Origin of the sequence: Rhodococcus sp. BP-349 (assembly GCF_019835845.1) — a bacterium.
Classification (GTDB): Bacteria; Actinomycetota; Actinomycetes; order Mycobacteriales; family Mycobacteriaceae; genus Rhodococcoides.
This window is the reverse complement of record NZ_JABUDR010000002.1, coordinates 439,308-456,550: the sequence shown is the minus strand read 5'-3', so window position 1 is coordinate 456,550 and position 17,243 is coordinate 439,308. Positions and strand designations below refer to the sequence as shown.

Below are 17,243 nucleotides of genomic sequence, written 5' to 3'. Positions count from 1 at the left end.
GTCTCGTAGCCGGTAGGGATCCGACTCCTGTCATGTCTATCAGTAACGACGTTCGAATCGTCGTGCGCGCAACCCTGTGCGCCCGGGCCTTGCCCGCGGAGTCGTGGTCGTGAGCATCGCCCTCGTCGGGGTGGCCTCCGCGCCGCTGGCATCTCGTTGGTCTGTCCACGAAGGAGCCCACGCACTGTTCAGCCTGCTGCAGGACCGAGTAGCACCACTCGCGCTCGACAAGCCGGCGCTCGTCGCGATCTCACGACACCTGTCCTGCCCACCTCTCGGTCATGAGGTCGTCGAGCCGAACTTCGACGGACGACGAGGACATCGGGCGCGGGGATGCCGGCGCCTCGGAGTCGTAGGTGTGGCCTGTCGCGGTGCGGAAGCGGACGATGTGCAGGCCGGCGACATCCTCTCGGATCCTCGTCGTCTCCCATCCGTCCGCTTCCTCGGCGTGGTTGCAGGCAGCACAGAGGCCCATGCCGTTGTCGGCGGTGGTCGGTCCACCGAAGCGGTGTGGGGTGATGTGGTCGTGGTGGCGGATCGGCGCATCGCACCACGGCGTCCTGCACGTCCGGTCCCGGATGTCGATGTACGACGCCAGTCCTGCGGGGAACGTCCGCGCACTGGACTCCATCGCCGTCAGGTGTCCTGTCGTCGGGTTCGCATACACGCCGCAAGGTCGCCCCGGCCCCGCCGGTGTCCACGCTGTCCGCTACGAGTCTGCGGGCCGACGCCGCAGGAACGGTGCCGTAGCCGGGAACGTAGGCAGCGTCGTCGCCGCCCGCGAGCAGAGTGTCGTCGGACATGACCATCTGCACGGCCACGGGGGCGCCCTGTGCCGCGGAGGCTCCGGTCACGCGCTCGAACAGCAGGTCGGCCATGACCTGGTCCCTGGTCCGACCTCCCGCCGAGCCGGACCCCACCATCGCGTCGGCGTCTCGTCGGAGCGTCGTGTAGACGCACACCGCCTGGTCCATCGGCATCAGAGCAGTCACGTACGCCATGAACTCGGGAGCGGGCCGCACGCTCACCCGGCGTCGAGACTTCGCCCGAGCATTGCGTTCCACCACCAACTCCTGTGCGACGGCGGAGGCCATCGCGACGATAGGCACGTCCCCCTTTCCGTCGAGGGTCGCCGCATCGGCACACAAGCGTCGGTCGACTTCGCGCCGATCTTCCGCCGATAGATGTGCGGTCTCCCGCACCAGGAGCGTCGCTCGATACTCGTTCAGCAGGCCTCTGCGCATCAAGGCATGGGTGTGCGGCATCTCCTGCACCACCGCCCGCGCCAGGCCCAGACAGGTGCCGCCCCGATGGTGGGATTCCCGGCGCGCAAGACCCACCTGCGACGCGATGCCCGCGTCCCACTTGTTCTGCGCCACCCCACGATCGCGGCGATCGGCGCGAATCACCGCGGAGACATGATCGGTCACCGAGGCCCGGGCCGCGGCCCCCACCGACGTCAACTCTTCCAGAGCCCTCAACGCGTCGATACCCGTTGCGGCCGTCTCGTAGTCGTCGACAAGGCTCAATCGCGTTGCGAACTGGCGTATCTCGGTCACCGTCGGTGGTACGAGCACTGCAGATTCGATCATGAATTCCCCCCGGATCCCTGAGTCCACCCGAAGGTAGACCAAGGGTCCGACACGATCGTTAGAGTCGTCCCATGAGCAGGCTCCCCGCCGCGAACGACCCCACCGACGCCTTGGCTCGACACATCGTCGGCACCTACTTCGCCCTTCGCGCGGCGATGTCCGTCCTCGCGGTCGGACTGCCGGTAGTCCTCGTCGCATGGTCGCTTCTCGACGCCGATCTGCCCGTACTCGGGTCCATGAGCGAGTACTACTACAGCCCAGCGCGCGACGTGTTCGTCGGCGTGCTCGTCGGAACCGGGATCACGCTGATCTGCTACCGCGGCTACGGCCCGCTGGAGAACGGACTGCTGAACGTGGCCGGTTCGCTCCTGGTCGTGGTCGCGCTGATTCCCACGGATCCGCCGGGCGAGAGCGACTTCGGGCTCCGCATGGCGGTCCATGCCGCAGCGGCCGTCGGATTCTTCGTCAGCTTCGCCGCGTCCGTGTGGTGGTGCGCCGACGACACTCTCGACACGTCTCGGGACTCTGCTGCCCGCATCCGCCGCTATCGCATGGTCTACCGTGCGGTGGCCGTGATCGTGGTCGTCGCTCCTGTCTCGGCGCTGGCACTGGTGCTCGTTCTCCGCCAAGGCGCGTTGGCGGTGCTGGTCGTCGAAGCCGTGGCCGTGTCGACCTTCGGCATCTACTGGGCCGTGAAGTCGTACGAGCTGCGCGGAACCGAACTGGCCGAACAGCCGTGAGCCCCGCACATCGCCAGCACACATACCGCGAACGTCTCGAGTGGGGAGTGCGCGGCGCCCACGCCATAGCCGCCGACGCGGACATCGCCGTGGTCGTCGACGTGCTGTCGTTCACCACGACGGTCAGTGTCGCGCTCGACCGAGGTATCCAGGTGGTGCCACATCGGTGGAGTGACGCCGAAGCGGTCGCCCGACGCTTCGACGCAGCAGTAGCCGTCCCTCGCTCGCAGTCGGGCCCCGGCCGAATCACGTTGTCCGCATCGTCGATCCGCTCGGCCGACCCGGTGCCGCAACGTCTGGTCCTTCCCTCCCCCAACGGATCGACCATTGCCGAGGCCTTGGCTGCCGCCCCCGTAGTGATCGCTGCGTCCCTTCGCACGGCGACCGCGGTTGCTCGATGGATCGCCCGGACGGCACCACCGGATGCCACGGTTGCCGTCGTCGCGGCGGGTGAGAAGTGGCCCGACGGGTCGCTGCGTCCGGCGATCGAGGACTTCTGGGGTGCGGGGGCGGTGTTCGCGGCCCTCGACGAAGAGCGCGGCCTGTACTCGCCGTCGCCCGAGGCACTGTCAGCACGGGCGGCGTGGCTGTCGATCCGTGGTGATGCAGCAACAGCGTTGCGAGACTGCAGCTCCGGTCGAGAACTCGAGGCAATCGGCTTCGGCGACGATGTCGCAGTCGCCGCGGAAGTGGACCGGAGCGGGTGCGTTCCCATTGTCCGGGGTGGAATGTTCGTCAGCGGCTGATGCCACCTGGTGCTTCTGCTCCCCTCGCACAACTTCTCGGCGGGATCCCGCGCCGTTCCCCGTCGAGAGGAGCAGAACGACCACTGATCGGGCTACCACCCGGCACACGGGTTGGAATCGCAGAGATCGGAGGGGAATGTGCGTCAGAAACCGACGCCGGCGAAGGGCGCCGACGCGGTCCGGAACAGAGCATCGGCCGCCGCGGGGTCGCCCTCCGCGAGCCCCGCGGTCACCAGAGCGGACCACGACGTCCCGCCGAGCAGCACCGACGCCAGATCTCGGACGTGCACCGTCAGATCCGGCGCCGCGTCGACCACCCGCACGCCGTCCGGTGCGACGGCGTAGGTCCCGGCGTTCTCCGGCAGGTCCGGGTCCTGCACGGCGATGGTCACAGCGTCCCCGGGCCCGTACGTGCGCGCGGACAGTGCCGCGGACACGTCGAGGATGCGCAGCCAGGTCTCGTCCTCGGTGCGATCGAGCCGTACGGATCGGCGATCGTGCATCAGCAGTGGCAGCACGGTGTCGACGGGCAGTGCGGGAAACGTGATGCGGTCGACGAGATCGAGTCGCAGGAGGAAGCGGACCAGGTCGGCGAACACCGCGTCGTCGGGCGCATGGAGGTCGTCGACGACCACCCGACGGTCGTTCCCGGACCACCACGTCCGCGGGTCACGCGGGCGGTACCGGACGTATCCGTCGTCGACCCCGCCGGTGGAGTGCACCGCGTTCCACACCGGATCGGTGTCGGTCCGCCCGCGCAGCCTCGACGCGTTCCACCAGACGGGCAGTCGGGTGATGGTGCCCGGTCGACTCGACGGGTGCGATGCGACGATGCCGGCCTGCACGTCGAACACGTCCCCGTCGTCGACGAGGCGGACGGTGCCACTGGACACGGCCTCGTCCCGCACCGACGCACGGGCGGTGACGACCTCCGCGGACACGGACGAGGTGGCGACGCCGTAGCCGTAGCGGCCGTAGATCACCGCCTCGGACGCACGGAGCGAGGCGACGACGTCACCGGCATCGCGCGCGTCCCGCAGCTGGCGCCGCAGCAGAGCGGACACCACACCGCGGCGGGTGTGGGTCGGCAACACCCCGACATGGGTGACGGCCAGGTGGGGAACCCGAGCACCGCCCGGCAGCGTCAGGGTTCCGCGGGCCGAATCGGTGGTCCCGACGAGTCGATCGCAGTCGAAGGCGCCGTAGGTCCGACCGGGCTCGCGCAGACTCGCGATCTCGTCCCCGGTGACCTGCAGCGCGGGCAGGCCCACCATCGCGGCGCGGAAGACGCGCTGCGATTCCAGCAGGTCCGACCGCGACTCGAGAATACGGATGTCGACCATCAGGCGACCTCGGCGATCGTCAGCGTGGTCTGTCGGCGGAGCACGAATCCGAGGGTGTCGTAGAGCGCGACGGCTCGGGTGTTGGTCACACTCGTGTGCAGGAACGGCACCTCGCCCCGCTCCCGGATGCCGTACCCGACCGCGCGGATGAGGCGGGTGGCCAGGCCCTGCCCTCGGTACTCGGGGTCGGTGCACACGGCACTGATCTCGGTCCAGCTGTCGGGATGCATGCGTTCCCCGGCCATGGCGACGAGCCGCGACCCGTCCCGGACGCCCAGGTACGTGCCCATCTCGATGGTCCGCGAGCGGAACGGTCCCGGCCGGGTGCGGTGCACGAGATCGAGCATCTCCGGCACGTCGTCGGCGGTGAGCACCTGCGCGGTCGGTTCCGGCTCCACCACCAGCGCGGATCCGTCGAACTGCAGCAGTCCGATCCGGTCGAGAACGCGCCACCCGGCGGGCGGGGTGATGCCGTCGCCCCGCAGTGCAGCCTGCTCACCCACCGGGAGCAGGGCGCCGAGATCTGCCCAGTCCTCCGCCGTCATGTCCTCGGGATGACCGAAGAACCCGGCCACCTCGGGGTGGTAGCGCGCGATCCGGCCCCGCCATTCGGCGAACCGGGAGTGGGCGCCGACGAGGGACGATCGGATGGGATCGTCCAGCGGATGCGCGTCGGGGAGGGTCGGGATCACCGGAACTCGGTCGTCGCACTGCACCAGGCCACTGTAAGGGTCGGCTCCGACGCCGCGGCGCGTTGTACTCGCGACGATTCCGGAGGGGCAGAATGGTGTGGTGAGCCCCGACAGAGTGAGTCCTGACGACGCCGTGCGACCTGCCGATGCTCCGTCCACGACGGGGACACCCCCGTGGACGTACCTGATGGACATGGACGGTGTCCTGGTGCACGAGGAGCACCTCGTTCCCGGAGCGGACCGCTTCCTGAAGGAACTCCAGGACACGAACACCCCGTTCGTCGTCCTGACGAACAACTCGATCCGCACCCGTCGCGACCTGCAGGCACGCCTGCGCCGGACCGGCCTCGAGATCCCCGAGGAGTCGATCTGGACGTCGGCACTCGCCACCGCCACCTTCCTGGGGAACCAACGTCCGAACGGCAGCGCGTACGTGGTCGGGGAGTCCGGCCTGACGACGGCCCTGCACGACATCGGGTACATCATCACGGACATCGATCCCGACTACGTGGTGCTCGGCGAGACCCGCACGTACTCCTTCGAGGCCATCACCACCGCCATTCGGCTGGTCGAACGCGGAGCCCGTTTCATCGCCACCAATCCCGACGCCACCGGCCCGTCACGCGAGGGATCGCTGCCCGCCACCGGATCCGTCGCCGCGCTCATCACGCGCGCGACCGGACGTGAGCCGTACTACGTGGGCAAGCCGAACGCGCTGATGATGCGGTCCGCTCTGCGGGCCATCGGCGCGCACTCGGAGAACACGCTGATGATCGGTGACCGCATGGACACCGACATCGTGTCCGGGCTCGAAGCCGGTCTCCAGACCATCCTCGTGCTCACCGGTATCTCCACCCCCGCCAGCGTCGAGATGTTCCCGTTCCGACCCACCCGTGTCATCGAGTCGGTCGCCGACCTCATCGGGCACACCGCGAACCCGTTCGGATGAGATTCGTCTACTCCCGGCCCGACCGCAGCGTCGAGGCGACGGGCACCCGGCAGGCGTTCGACCACATCGACGACGCGCGCGAGGCCCTCGAGGACGGGTCGGCGCGGGTTCTCGTCGGCGCCGTCGGGTTCGACGCGTCCACGCGGTGTGCGCTCGTCGAACCGTCGACGTTCGATCGGCGCGACGAGCCGCGGACACCGGAGCCGGTCACACTCCCCGGAGCCGTGATCGCCTCCCAGAACCCGCCACCCGACAAGCACGTCGCGCGGGTGCAGCGTGCCCTGACGGTGCTGAACCATCCCGGATCCGCACTACGCAAAGTGGTTCTCGCGCGGTCGATCACGCTGGTGTTCGATGCCCCGCTGTCCCCGACGGCGTTCGCGGACACGCTCATCGAGGCGAATCCGATGCACAACGGTTTCACCGTCGATCTCACCGCGGCGGGTGGTCCGTACTTCGGCCGCCACCTGGTGGGCTCGTCGCCGGAGTTGCTGGTGCGGCGCACCGGAACCCAGGTGATCTGCCGACCGTTCGCCGGAACTGCTGCACGACAACAGGATCCGGTGGCGGACGAGCAGGCGGGCGCCGACCTGCTCGCCAGCGCCAAGAACCTGGCCGAGCACCGCTTCGTCGTCGACGCCATCGCCGAGGCCCTGGCGCCACTGTGCTCGGAGGTGTCCGTCCCCGACGGGCCGACGCTGACCAGCACGCCGGCCGTGTGGCATCTGGCGACCCCGATCACCGCGACACTGGCCGACCCCGCCACCACGGCACTGGATCTCGCGCTCGCACTGCACCCCACACCCGCCGTCGCGGGCAGCCCCACCGACCTGGCGCTCCAGACCATCGATCTGCTGGAGTCCGGCCGCAACCGCGACTTCTACGCCGGCATGGTGGGGTGGTGCGACGCGTCGGGCGACGGTGAGTGGATGGTGGCCATCCGCTGCCTGGACATCGCCGCCGACGGCCTCAGCGGGGTCGCGACCGCGGGCGGTGGCATCGTCGCGGCCTCGGACGCGAGCGCGGAACTGGACGAGACGACGGCGAAGTTCGCGACGGTGCTCAGGCCCTTCGGCCTCTGACGTCGATCCGGTGCGCCGAGCCGCGGATACCGCGGCTCAGCGCACCGAAGCCGGCCGTTGATGCACTCGGCTCTACCGGGCGAGCGCTCCCGCCAGATCGCCGAGCAGGTCCTCGAGGTCCTCCAGGCCCACGGAGATGCGCACGACTCCGTCCGTGATGCCCACGGCTGCACGGCCTTCCGGACCCATAGCCCGGTGGGTGGTGGTGGCGGGGTGCGTCGTCATCGACTTCGCGTCGCCGAGGTTGTTGGAGATGTCGATGATGCGCAGCTTGTTCAGGAACTCGAAGGCGCGCGCCTTGCCGCCCTCGAGCTCGAACGTGACGACGGTGCCGCCGCCGCTCATCTGCGAGACCGCGAGATCGTGCTGGGGGTGCGACGGCAGGTACGGGTACTTCACCCATCCGATACCCGGCTGCGCCTCGAGGAACTCCGCGACGGCCAGCGCCGAGGCGTTCATGTGCCGCACGCGGAGCGGCATCGTCTCGAGACCCTTCAGCAGAGTCCAGGCGTTGAACGGGCTGAGCGCGGGACCGGTGTGGCGCATGAGCGTCTGCACCGGACCGTCGATGTACTCCTTCGATCCCAGGATAGCGCCCCCGAGCACGCGCCCCTGTCCGTCGATGTGCTTGGTCCCCGAGTACACCACCACGTCGGCACCGAGGTCGAAGCTGCGCTGCAGCACGGGCGTCGCGAAGACGTTGTCGAGCACCACCTTCGCACCGGCCGCGTGCGCCATCTCGGTCACGCGCCGGACGTCGACGAGCGACTGCATCGGGTTGGACGGCGTCTCGAAGAACACCGCGGTGGTGGGCACGGCGAGCGCCTGTTCCCACTGGTCCAGGTCGTCGCCGTCGACGAAAACGGTCTCGACTCCCCAACGCGGCAGGATCTCGTTGCACACGACGAAGCACGAGCCGAACAGGCTCCGCGCCGCGACGAGTCGGTCGCCGGCCTTCAGCAGCGCTCCGAGCCCGGTGAAGACCGCGGACATCCCGCTCGAGGTGCCGAAGGCCGCCTCGGCGCCGTCGAGCAACCGCAGCCGCTCCTCGAACATGGTGACGGTCGGGTTGCCGTAGCGCGAGTAGACGAAGTGGTCGATGTCGCCGGTGAACGCCTGCTCGGCGGCCTCGGCACTCTCGTACACGAAACCCGAACTGAGATAGAGGGCCTCGGCGTTCTCCTCGAACCCCGAGCGGTTCAGACCGCCGCGGACACCGAGAGTTCCCTGCCCGACCCCGTCGGGCAGGGGCTTGGAGAACCCGCCGCCGGTGGGGATCACTTCTGCCGCCAGGGCAGTCCGACGGCGCGCCACCCGGCACTGCCGCGGTGTCCCTCGGCGTCGGTCGCGCCCTCGAAGCCGTCGAGCACGTTGTAGGCGGGTCCGAGCCCCGCAGCGGTCGCGGCCTCGGCGGCACCGATGGACCGCTGACCGGAGCGACACAGGAAGACCACAGGGCCCTTGTCGACCCCGGCGGCACGGACCTCGTCGACGAAGTTCTCGTTCTTCGCGCCGTCCGGGTAGCCGACCCACTCGACGAAGGCCGTCGGCTTGTCCAGCGACGAGATGTCCGGGACACCCACGTAGCTCCACTCGGCGTGGGTGCGGACGTCGACGAGCGAGGCCTCCGGATCGGTGCTGAGAAGTTCCCAGGCCTGCTCGGGCGTGATGTCTCCTGCGTAGCTCACGACGCCAGTTTCTCACATGGTCGGCTCGGCCCGATATGTCCGATAGTCGCAGCGTACGGCCTCGAGGGGGCAAGATGAGCCGATGACGGACGACACACTGCGCCCTGCGACGGGCGCCGGCTCACCACAGCCGGACACGAGCGGCGACACGGGGCAGTTCACCCATCGCCAGATCATGACGATCATCTCCGGTCTGATGCTCGGCATGTTCCTGGCCGCGCTCGACCAGACGATCGTCTCGACGTCCATCCGCACCATCGCGGACGACCTGCAGGGCTTCTCCGTTCAGGCGTGGGTCACCACGGCGTACCTGATCACGGCCACCATCTCCACGCCGCTGTACGGGAAGCTCTCGGACATCTACGGGCGCAAACAGTTCTTCCTGACCGCGATCACGATCTTCGTCATCGGATCGGCGCTCTGCGGCTTCGCCACGTCGATGTACCAACTCGCGGCCTTCCGCGCGTTCCAGGGCCTCGGTGCCGGCGGCCTGTTCTCGCTCGCACTGACCATCGTCGGCGACATCGTCCCGCCGCGGGAGCGGGCCAAGTACCAGGGCTACTTCCTCGCCGTGTTCGGCACGTCCAGCGTGCTCGGTCCGGTCATCGGCGGCGTGTTGTCGGGCCAGTCCGAGATCCTGAACATCACCGGCTGGCGCTGGGTGTTCTTCGTCAACGTGCCCATCGGCATCGTCGCTCTGTTCGTCGTCGCCAAGGTGCTGAATCTGCCGCGTCGACACGGCAGCGCGGTCGTCGACTGGGGCGGCGCCGCGGCGCTGGCCGTCGGACTGGTGCCGCTGCTGATCATCGCCGAGCAGGGACGCACGTGGGGATGGGGCTCCGGCAGGGCCATGCTCTGTTACGTCATCGGTGTCCTCGGCATCGCGGCCTTCATCGCCATCGAGATCAGGATGAAGACGAACGCACTCATCCCGATGCGTTTCTTCCGCAACTCGACGTTCAGCATCGGACTCGTGCTCTCGGTCATCACCGGTGCGGCGATGTTCGGCGGCATCACGCTGCTCCCCCAGTACCTGCAGGTGGTCAAGGGCTCGTCGCCGACGCTCGCCGGGTTCCAGATGCTCCCTCTGGTGCTGGGCATCATGGTCGCCTCGATCTTCTCCGGCCAGATGATCTCCCGGACCGGCCACTACCGTCCGTATCCCATCATCGGCACGACTCTCATGACCGTCTGCATGTTCGCGTTCTCGCTCATCGAGTACGACACACCGCTGTGGATGATCATGATCGCGATGTTCGGTTTCGGGTTCGGCCTGGGCAATCTGATGCAGCCGCTGACCCTCGCGATCCAGAACGCACTGCCGCCGCAGGACATGGGCGTCTCCACCTCGTCGGCCACGTTCTTCCGGCAGATCGGCGGCACCATCGGCGTCGCGGTGTTCCTGTCCCTGCTCTTCTCGCGCGTGACCGACGCCATCGCGTCGGCCCTGCGCTCCGCAGCGGAGACTCCCGAGTTCCGCGACGCGGTGGGTCAGGCCGCCTCCAGCACCGACCCCGCGGTGTCCGGCCTCGCGCAGGGGCTCGTGCAGGGCAACGGATCGGCAGCCGGCGGCATCCTCGACGACACGTCGTTCATCCAGAAGCTGCCCGACGCGTTGGCGGCACCGTTCCAGATCGGATTCTCCGACGCGATGGACTCGGTCTTCGTCGTGGCCGGGTTCGTCCTGGCGCTCGCCTTCGTGATCAACCTGTTCTACAAGGAGGTCCCGCTGCGCACCCAGGGCGGCCTCGCAGCTCAGGCGTCGGAACGCACGGCGAGCAAGGACACGGCCGAGTAGAGCTCGTCAGGGACTGCAGAGCAGCCAGTCGTCACCGGACCGCACCGCGTTCCAGGTGAGGCTCTGCTCGCTGCCGTCGAGGCTGACGCGCACGTCGGCCTCGGCGGCGTCACCCTTCACCCGCACCTCCTCGATGTTCTCGAGCTCCACCGACGTACCCGCATCCGCCAGCGGTGCGTCGGTAATGCCGGGGCACTGCAGTGCGGTGACTGCGGCGGTGTCGCCGGACTTCACAGCCTCGACGTAGGCGGCGACGGCGGTCCCGACGCGCTGGTTGTCGCTGACGTTCTCGTCGGGCGACCCGGTCAGCGACAGGATCGCGATGATCACCGCCACGACGACCACCACCGCAGCGGCCGCGATGAAGGGCGCTGCGGTGGTGGGTCTCGGATCCTCTTCGGAGCTCATGCTCCGATCATGTCAGCTCGGTACAGGTCAGCCCTCGAGCGACGGGTAATCGGTGTAGCCCTCGGCGCCGCCACCGTAGAAGGTGCTCTCGTCGGGGGTGTTGAGCTCGGTGTCGTGGGTCCACCGGGTCACCAGGTCGGGGTTGGCGATGAACGGCCGGCCCACGGTGACGGCGTCGGTGATCTCGTCGGAGACCAGCTTCTCGGCATCGTCGCGAGTGGTCACCGCAGCGAAGCCGGTGTTGAGCACGAACGGGCCGCTCCAGGCCGAGCGCAGCTTGCCGAGGAACGGATCCTCGGCGTCGATCAGCACGTGCAGGTACGACAGGCCGAGGCCGTCGATCTGCGACAGCAGCGCCTCGTAGGCACCCGTCGTGTCGTCCTCCGTGATGCCGCTCGCGGTGCCTCCGGGCGAGATGCGGATGCCGACGCGGCCTGCGCCGATAGCGGCGGAGACAGCGCGCACGACCTCCACGACGAGCCGCGCACGGTTCTCGGGGCTGCCGCCGTAGGAGTCGGTGCGGTGGTTCGCGCCGTCCGCGAGGAACTGATGGAGCAGGTAGCCGTTCGCAGCGTGCAGCTCGACACCGTCGAGACCGGCCTCGATCGCACGGGTCGAGGCGTCGACGAACACGTCGACCACGCGAGCGATCTCGTCCGCGCCGATCTCGCGCGGCGCGGGGATCTCCTTCGACCCACCCTTGGTGAACATCTCGATACCGGGCGCGATGGCGGACGGTGCGATGGCCTCGAGGCCCGAGTTGTCGGGGTGGGACACCCGACCCGCGTGCATCAGCTGGACGACGATCTTGCCGCCCTGACCGTGCACGGCGTCCGCGATCTTCGCCCAGCCGGCCTGCTGCTCGTCCGTGTGCAGACCGGGAGTGTTGGTGTAGCCCTTGCCGACGGCGGAGGGCTGCGTTCCCTCGGACACGATGAGACCGGCACCCGCGCGCTGGCGGTAGTACTCGACAACGAGGTCACCGGGCACACCGTCGTCACCACTGCGGCTGCGCGTGAGCGGCGCCATGAAGACACGGTTGCGGGTATGGATGTCGCCGAGTTCCAGCGGCTGGAGCAGGGGTGATTCGGGGCTGAGTTCGGTCACGTCGATCGGCCTTTCGAAGATGCTGATTGTCGAGCTGTCCTCTGACGCAAGCCCGAGCGGTCCGCGATCCATGCCCGACTGTGGGCCGCATCACTCGGTGGAATCCCGATGTTCACCCAGTTCTCTGTGCACACGTCACGGCCACCTGGCGCACCGGAGGCGCGGCCTCGTCACTTATGCTGGGGTGTCCGCCTCCCTGCGGCCACGACGCCCGCTCCGAGCTCGATGGACGGCCGGCCGACGACGATGTTAGGTAGATCCACTCTGATGACTGACCAGACCCGCCCGCTCCGAGTGGCCATCGTGGGCGCAGGCCCGGCCGGCATCTACGCCGCCGACGCGTTGATGAAGTCGGACCACAACGTCTCCGGCCCCGGCGTGAGCATCGACCTCTTCGAGCGCATGCCCGCTCCGTTCGGTCTGATCCGCTACGGCGTCGCACCGGACCACCCGCGCATCAAGGGCATCATCACCGCGCTGCACAAGGTGCTCGACAAGCCGCAGGTGCGCCTGCTCGGCAACATCGACTACGGCACCGACATCGACCTCGAGACGATGCGCCGCTTCTACGACGCCGTCATCTTCTCCACCGGCGCCAACGCCGACCGCGCGCTGAACATCCCCGGCATCGACCTCGACGGCAGCTACGGCGCCGCCGACTTCGTCTCCTGGTACGACGGTCACCCCGACGTGCCGCGCACCTGGCCCCTCGACGCCGAGAAGGTCGCCGTCCTCGGCGTCGGCAACGTCGCGCTCGACGTGGCCCGCGTCCTGGCCAAGACGGGCGACGAGCTGCTGCCCACCGAGATCCCCGCGAACGTCTACGAGGGCCTGAAGGCCAACAAGGCCGTCGAGGTGCACGTGTTCGGTCGCCGCGGCCCTGCCCAGGCGAAGTTCACGCCGCTCGAGCTCCGCGAGCTGGACCACTCCCCCAACATCGAGGTCATCGTCGCTCCCGAGGACATCGACTACGACGAGGGCTCCGAGAAGGCCCGCCGCGAGTCCAAGCAGGTCGACATGGTCGCGAACACGCTGCAGGACTGGGCGATCCGCGATGCGGGCGACCGGCCGCACAAGCTGTTCCTGCACTTCTTCGAGTCGCCGCACGAGGTCCTCGGCAAGGACGGCACGGTCGTCGGGCTGCGCACCGAGCGCACCGAGCTCGACGGCACCGGCAACGTCAAGGGCACCGGCAACTACACCGACTGGGACGTCCAGGCCGTCTACCGCGCGGTGGGTTACCTGTCGCAGAACATCGCCGACCTTCCATTCGACGACCTCGCGGGCACCATCCCCAACGAGGCCGGCCGCGTGAAGAACAACGACGGCACCCCGGTCGACGCCACCTACGTCACCGGCTGGATCAAGCGCGGACCCGTCGGCCTCATCGGCCACACCAAGGGTGACGCCAACGAGACCGTCGCGAACCTCCTCGCCGACGCCCCGTCGTTCGCGGGTGCCACCGACCCGTCCGAGGACGCCGTCGTCGCGTTCCTCGAGGACAAGAAGGTCCCGTTCACCACGTGGGACGGCTGGTACCGCCTCGACGCGCACGAGCGCAGCCTCGGCGAGCCGCAGGGCCGCGAGCGCGTCAAGGTCGTCGAGCGCGAGGACATGCTGCGCGCCAGCGAGCCCGACAAGGCCTGATCCGCAGCGTCTGACGCACCCGAAGCCCCGAGGATTCCCTCGGGGCTTCGTGCGTGTCAGACGCGGACGGACAACAGTCGTCCCTCGCGCTCGTCCTTGCGGGCGTGCTCGTTGAAATCGGGTGCAGCGCAGACGAACAGGGTGCGGCCGTCGTCGCCGCCGAACCCGCACGCGAACACCCCGGTGTCGAAGGTCAGCTCGTCGACCACACCCTGGCCCTCGCGAATCTGCACGATGCGCTGTCCCAACGCGTCGGCCGCCCACAGGGTGCCGTCCTGGGCGAGAGCGCAGCCGTCGGGCGCCACCACCACCTGGCCGATGCCCTCGGCCATGTCCGTCGACTCGGGCATCGGCCCCAGCACTGCCCAGTCGCGACGCGGTCCCAGGACGCCGTCGTCGCCGATCGCGAAGGCACTGATCCGGTTGCCGAGCGTCTCGTCGACGAGCAGATCGCCGCCCGCGGTGACGGCCATACCGTTCGGGAAGTGCAGATCGGTCGCGTCCTCGTGCACAGTGCCGTCCGGCTCGACACGCAGCAGGGACGCCGTCTCGATCGGCGCCATGTTCATGAGGTCGAACCCGAAGTTGCCGACGTAGGCGCGCCCGTCCACGTCGACGTGCATGTCGTTGGCGTTGCCGGTCGCGTGCGCGGACAGGTCCGCGTGCACCACGAGGTCGCCGTTCTCCTCGCGCCGCAGAACGGTCTGATCTCGCATCGAGACGACCAGTAGCCGACCGTCGGGAAGCCACCCGAGCCCGGACGGCTGATGCGGCACCTCGGCCTCCACCCGGACGTCGCTGCCGTCCTCGTTCGCCGAGAGCACCTGGTGGGTGTAGAAGTCGGAGACCCAGATACGGCCCTCTCGCCACCGTGGGCACTCGAAGTAGGTGTAGCCCTCCAGGACTACGGTCGGCTCTGCCTTCATGTGTAGCTCCTCGCACGACGAGACGGATGATCGAATGTGACGTACGACTCATCACATCATGAGGCATCCTGACAGACGTGTTCGACAGCCATGTCCACATCATCGATCCGCGGTTCCCCCTCGTGTCCAACGGCGGATACGAGCCTCCCGTGTTCACTGCCGACGACTACCGCGCGGAGACCGACGGGCTGGGCGTCGTCGGCGGTGCCGTCGTCGCGGGGTCGTTCCAGGGCAGCGACCAGAGCTTTCTGCTCGCGGCGCTGACCGAACTCGGTGAAGGATGGGTGGGCGTCACGCACCTGCCGTGGGATGCCGAGGACGACGACATCGAGGCGCTCGACGACGCCGGCGTCCGAGCGCTCAGATTCAACCTGCGGCGCGGCGACACCGACGTGTCGACCCTCACCGAGCAGGCTGTTCGCGCGCACGAGATCGCCGGGTGGCACGCCGAGTTCTACGCGGACGCCGGATTGTTGCTGTCCCTGGAACCGGTCCTGTCCAAACTGCCCGCCATCAGCATCGACTACCTCGGCATGGCCGAGGACGCCATGCCGTACCTCCTCGATCTCGTCGACCGAGGAGCACGCGTCAAGGCGGCGGGTTTCGGCCGCATCGGCCACGACCCGGTGGAGGCGATGAGGAGAATCCATGCCGTCAACCCCGAGGCACTGATGTTCGGGACCGACCTGCCCGGCACCCGCTCCCCACGGCGCTTCGTCCCCGAGGACATCGACCTGGTGACCGAGGCAGTGGGCGGTGATCTGCAGAAAGTGCTGTTCCGCAACGCGAGGGCCTGGTACCGGCAGCGTTGACCACTGTGCCGGTGTGCGTGGCGATCGACGGCCCAGAGCACCTCGACTGCACGAACAGCATTCGGCCGACGAGCGCACAGCAGTCCACGCCCAGATGCCGTCGTACGCGGATCGCTACCGGGCGACCTGACGTCCGTGGGCTCGTATCCTCGGTCGATTCGGAGGTACCAGACGCGACTGAACGGCAGCAGCACAGCGGCGACACACTGCGCCCCTCCGGCAGCCAACGACCCGGTGGAAATCGCACCGACGGGCGCGAAAGGCTCGGGTACTGCCGATCGCCGGTTGTACTCACGGCCCGACTCGGTGAGCCAGTGCTCGGCGTGGGCTGCGTTGCGAAGGCCGGGAAACAGATCGTGGGCAAATATTCCTTCAGGCCGGTCATGACGTCACGTCGGCAGGTTGAAATTCTTCGAACACTCGACTCGCCGTGCTGAAATCATTGATTTGCGGCATGATGCCCGGATGGGGGTTTGGGGTGGGTTTACCAAGGATGCTCGCAGGATCCAGGGTCTGGACATGCTGCGGGGGGTCGCAGTCGCGCTGGTGATGCTGCGACACGCGTGGCCGGATACTTTTGACGGGGCCGGCATAGTTGGTGTGGCAATATTCTTCACCTTGTCCGGCTACTTGATTACCGGACTCATCGTCCGTGAAATCGAGCGCACTGGCACGTTGAGGAAAGCTCGATTCTTCCGAAATCGCGCGCTTCGACTATTTCCCGCAATCGCAGCACTTTTTGTCGTTTATGCGGTCGTGGAAATAACATTCGGTCCCGGCGGCGATTCGAATGAAACGATCGGCAAGACGGTGCTGATCGGTGCAACGTACACCGCAAATTTACCATTGGGCATCAGCCCAACCCTCGGACACATCTGGTCCCTGGCCACCGAGGAGCAATTTTACCTCGTCTGGCCGTTCCTCATCTTGTTCACAAGGCGTTGGTTGCGTCCCGTCGTCATCTGCCTGCTTGTCACCGCATGGTTGACCGTGTTGTGCTGGTCCAGCCTGCTCATCGTGAACAATGCGAGTTCGATCTATGCATTGCCTACCACCTGGGGTTCGGCGCTTGCCTTCGGCGGTATCGGGTACACCCTTCGAAATCGAATCTCTGCGCACCTGGGTCGCCGCTTGTCGACCGTCGCGGCCATCGGAGCGATCGTTCTTCTCGTTCTCTCGTTCGTTCCCGACGCGAAGACCGCGGCCGCGACGTACATCCTGTGGCCGACGCTGATCGCAGCCGCTTCGCTTGCTGTCATCTTTGTCGTCGCACAATGGGAGATTTTGCCATCGTCTGCACTCGCACCACTTCTGTGGCTTGGGGAGATATCCTATGGCGTATACCTCTGGAACCTCCCCGTCAACGTGTGGCTGACAGCAGCACTAGGAGGGGATTTGGCCGGGTGGAAGTGGGTGACAATCCCAATGACAATCGCCGCTGCCTTGGTGAGCTGGTACACGGTCGAACTTGTGGGCCGTCACTATCGTGATCGCTTCGACTCGAGGCAGAGTCCGCCTCCGCTCATTTCCGATATTCATACCCCCCGGAAGTCCAGTCTTTTCGGCATTCCCAAGGATGGAACTGCCACCGGGACAAGCGAAAGGGTCTAGCGACGCAGTTCACGTAGTACTCGAGTATCAGCCAGTTCAGTATTCCCGGGGGAGCAACGGGCAAAGAAAGCCTTCTCGGCTGCATTCCTGCCCGCACGGCAG

15 protein-coding genes and 1 pseudogene are annotated in these 17,243 nt (G+C 67.7%); 8 read left to right on the top strand and 8 right to left on the bottom strand.

The genetic code is table 11. The annotated features are described in order from the left end of the window. Positions 1 to 250 precede the first annotated feature (250 nt). Positions 251 to 1,592 (bottom strand): annotated as a pseudogene (locus HQ325_RS22970) (HNH endonuclease). Between the two features lie 71 nt (positions 1,593 to 1,663). On the opposite strand from HQ325_RS22970, the gene HQ325_RS22480 reads away from it, so the two are divergent. Beyond that, positions 1,664 to 2,332: a hypothetical protein gene (locus HQ325_RS22480; RefSeq protein ID WP_261778193.1), complete on the top strand. Its 669-nt coding sequence runs from the start codon at positions 1,664 to 1,666 to the stop codon at positions 2,330 to 2,332. Further along, positions 2,329 to 3,078, top strand: coding sequence for a 2-phosphosulfolactate phosphatase (locus tag HQ325_RS22475; protein ID WP_308014480.1), 750 nt, complete (start codon positions 2,329 to 2,331; stop codon positions 3,076 to 3,078). Before HQ325_RS22480 ends, HQ325_RS22475 begins: the two co-directional genes overlap by 4 nt. A 143-nt stretch (positions 3,079 to 3,221) precedes the next feature. Here HQ325_RS22475 and HQ325_RS12535 read toward each other — a convergent pair whose 3' ends face one another. Both HQ325_RS12535 and HQ325_RS12530 read right to left on the bottom strand, forming a co-directional pair. Next, positions 3,222 to 4,421 (bottom strand): GNAT family N-acetyltransferase, encoded by a 1,200-nt coding sequence (locus HQ325_RS12535; RefSeq protein WP_222629991.1) that lies wholly within the window; start codon positions 4,419 to 4,421, stop codon positions 3,222 to 3,224. Further along, positions 4,421 to 5,137, bottom strand: coding sequence for a GNAT family N-acetyltransferase (locus HQ325_RS12530; protein WP_308014481.1), 717 nt, complete (start codon positions 5,135 to 5,137; stop codon positions 4,421 to 4,423). The genes HQ325_RS12535 and HQ325_RS12530 overlap by 1 nt, the downstream gene beginning before the upstream one ends. Positions 5,138 to 5,300: 163 nt before the next feature. Between HQ325_RS12530 and HQ325_RS12525 the strand changes: the two genes are divergently transcribed. Together HQ325_RS12525 and HQ325_RS12520 are read left to right on the top strand one after the other, a co-directional pair. Continuing rightward, a complete protein-coding gene (locus tag HQ325_RS12525; RefSeq protein WP_222629987.1) occupies positions 5,301 to 6,062 on the top strand; it encodes an HAD-IIA family hydrolase in 762 nt (253 codons plus the stop codon). After that, positions 6,059 to 7,144, top strand: coding sequence for an isochorismate synthase MenF (locus tag HQ325_RS12520; protein WP_222629985.1), 1,086 nt, complete (start codon positions 6,059 to 6,061; stop codon positions 7,142 to 7,144). The genes HQ325_RS12525 and HQ325_RS12520 overlap by 4 nt, the downstream gene beginning before the upstream one ends. Before the next feature lie 72 nt (positions 7,145 to 7,216). On the opposite strand, the gene HQ325_RS12515 is transcribed toward HQ325_RS12520, so the two are convergent. Then, complete coding sequence (locus tag HQ325_RS12515) at positions 7,217 to 8,422, bottom strand: O-succinylhomoserine sulfhydrylase (RefSeq protein ID WP_027506211.1); 1,206 nt, start codon at positions 8,420 to 8,422, stop codon at positions 7,217 to 7,219. Next, positions 8,422 to 8,832 carry a rhodanese-like domain-containing protein gene (locus HQ325_RS12510; RefSeq protein WP_056441350.1) on the bottom strand — a complete coding sequence of 137 codons (411 nt, stop codon included), beginning with the start codon at positions 8,830 to 8,832 and terminating at the stop codon, positions 8,422 to 8,424. The genes HQ325_RS12515 and HQ325_RS12510 overlap by 1 nt, the downstream gene beginning before the upstream one ends. 82 nt (positions 8,833 to 8,914) lie before the next feature. On the opposite strand from HQ325_RS12510, the gene HQ325_RS12505 reads away from it, so the two are divergent. Further along, positions 8,915 to 10,630: an MDR family MFS transporter gene (locus HQ325_RS12505; protein ID WP_222629982.1), complete on the top strand. Its 1,716-nt coding sequence runs from the start codon at positions 8,915 to 8,917 to the stop codon at positions 10,628 to 10,630. A 6-nt stretch (positions 10,631 to 10,636) separates the two neighbouring features. On the opposite strand, the gene HQ325_RS12500 is transcribed toward HQ325_RS12505, so the two are convergent. Both HQ325_RS12500 and HQ325_RS12495 read right to left on the bottom strand, forming a co-directional pair. After that, entirely contained in the window at positions 10,637 to 11,038 is a 402-nt protein-coding gene (locus HQ325_RS12500) for a hypothetical protein (protein ID WP_222629979.1), read from the bottom strand. Between the two features lie 27 nt (positions 11,039 to 11,065). Beyond that, positions 11,066 to 12,145 carry an alkene reductase gene (locus HQ325_RS12495; RefSeq protein ID WP_308014482.1) on the bottom strand — a complete coding sequence of 360 codons (1,080 nt, stop codon included), beginning with the start codon at positions 12,143 to 12,145 and terminating at the stop codon, positions 11,066 to 11,068. Positions 12,146 to 12,412: 267 nt separating this feature from the next. Here HQ325_RS12495 and HQ325_RS12490 point away from each other — a divergent pair, with 267 nt between their 5' ends. Further along, positions 12,413 to 13,792 (top strand): FAD-dependent oxidoreductase, encoded by a 1,380-nt coding sequence (locus HQ325_RS12490; RefSeq protein ID WP_222629973.1) that lies wholly within the window; start codon positions 12,413 to 12,415, stop codon positions 13,790 to 13,792. 56 nt (positions 13,793 to 13,848) lie between these two features. Here the strand turns inward: HQ325_RS12490 and HQ325_RS12485 are convergent, their stop codons facing one another. After that, a complete protein-coding gene (locus HQ325_RS12485) occupies positions 13,849 to 14,718 on the bottom strand; it encodes an SMP-30/gluconolactonase/LRE family protein (protein WP_222629970.1) in 870 nt (289 codons plus the stop codon). Positions 14,719 to 14,795: 77 nt separating this feature from the next. On the opposite strand from HQ325_RS12485, the gene HQ325_RS12480 reads away from it, so the two are divergent. After that, entirely contained in the window at positions 14,796 to 15,530 is a 735-nt protein-coding gene (locus HQ325_RS12480; RefSeq protein WP_222629967.1) for an amidohydrolase family protein, read from the top strand. A 402-nt stretch (positions 15,531 to 15,932) separates the two neighbouring features. Further along, entirely contained in the window at positions 15,933 to 17,141 is a 1,209-nt protein-coding gene (locus HQ325_RS12475) for an acyltransferase (RefSeq protein WP_222629965.1), read from the top strand. The last annotated feature ends 102 nt before the right edge of the window (positions 17,142 to 17,243 follow it).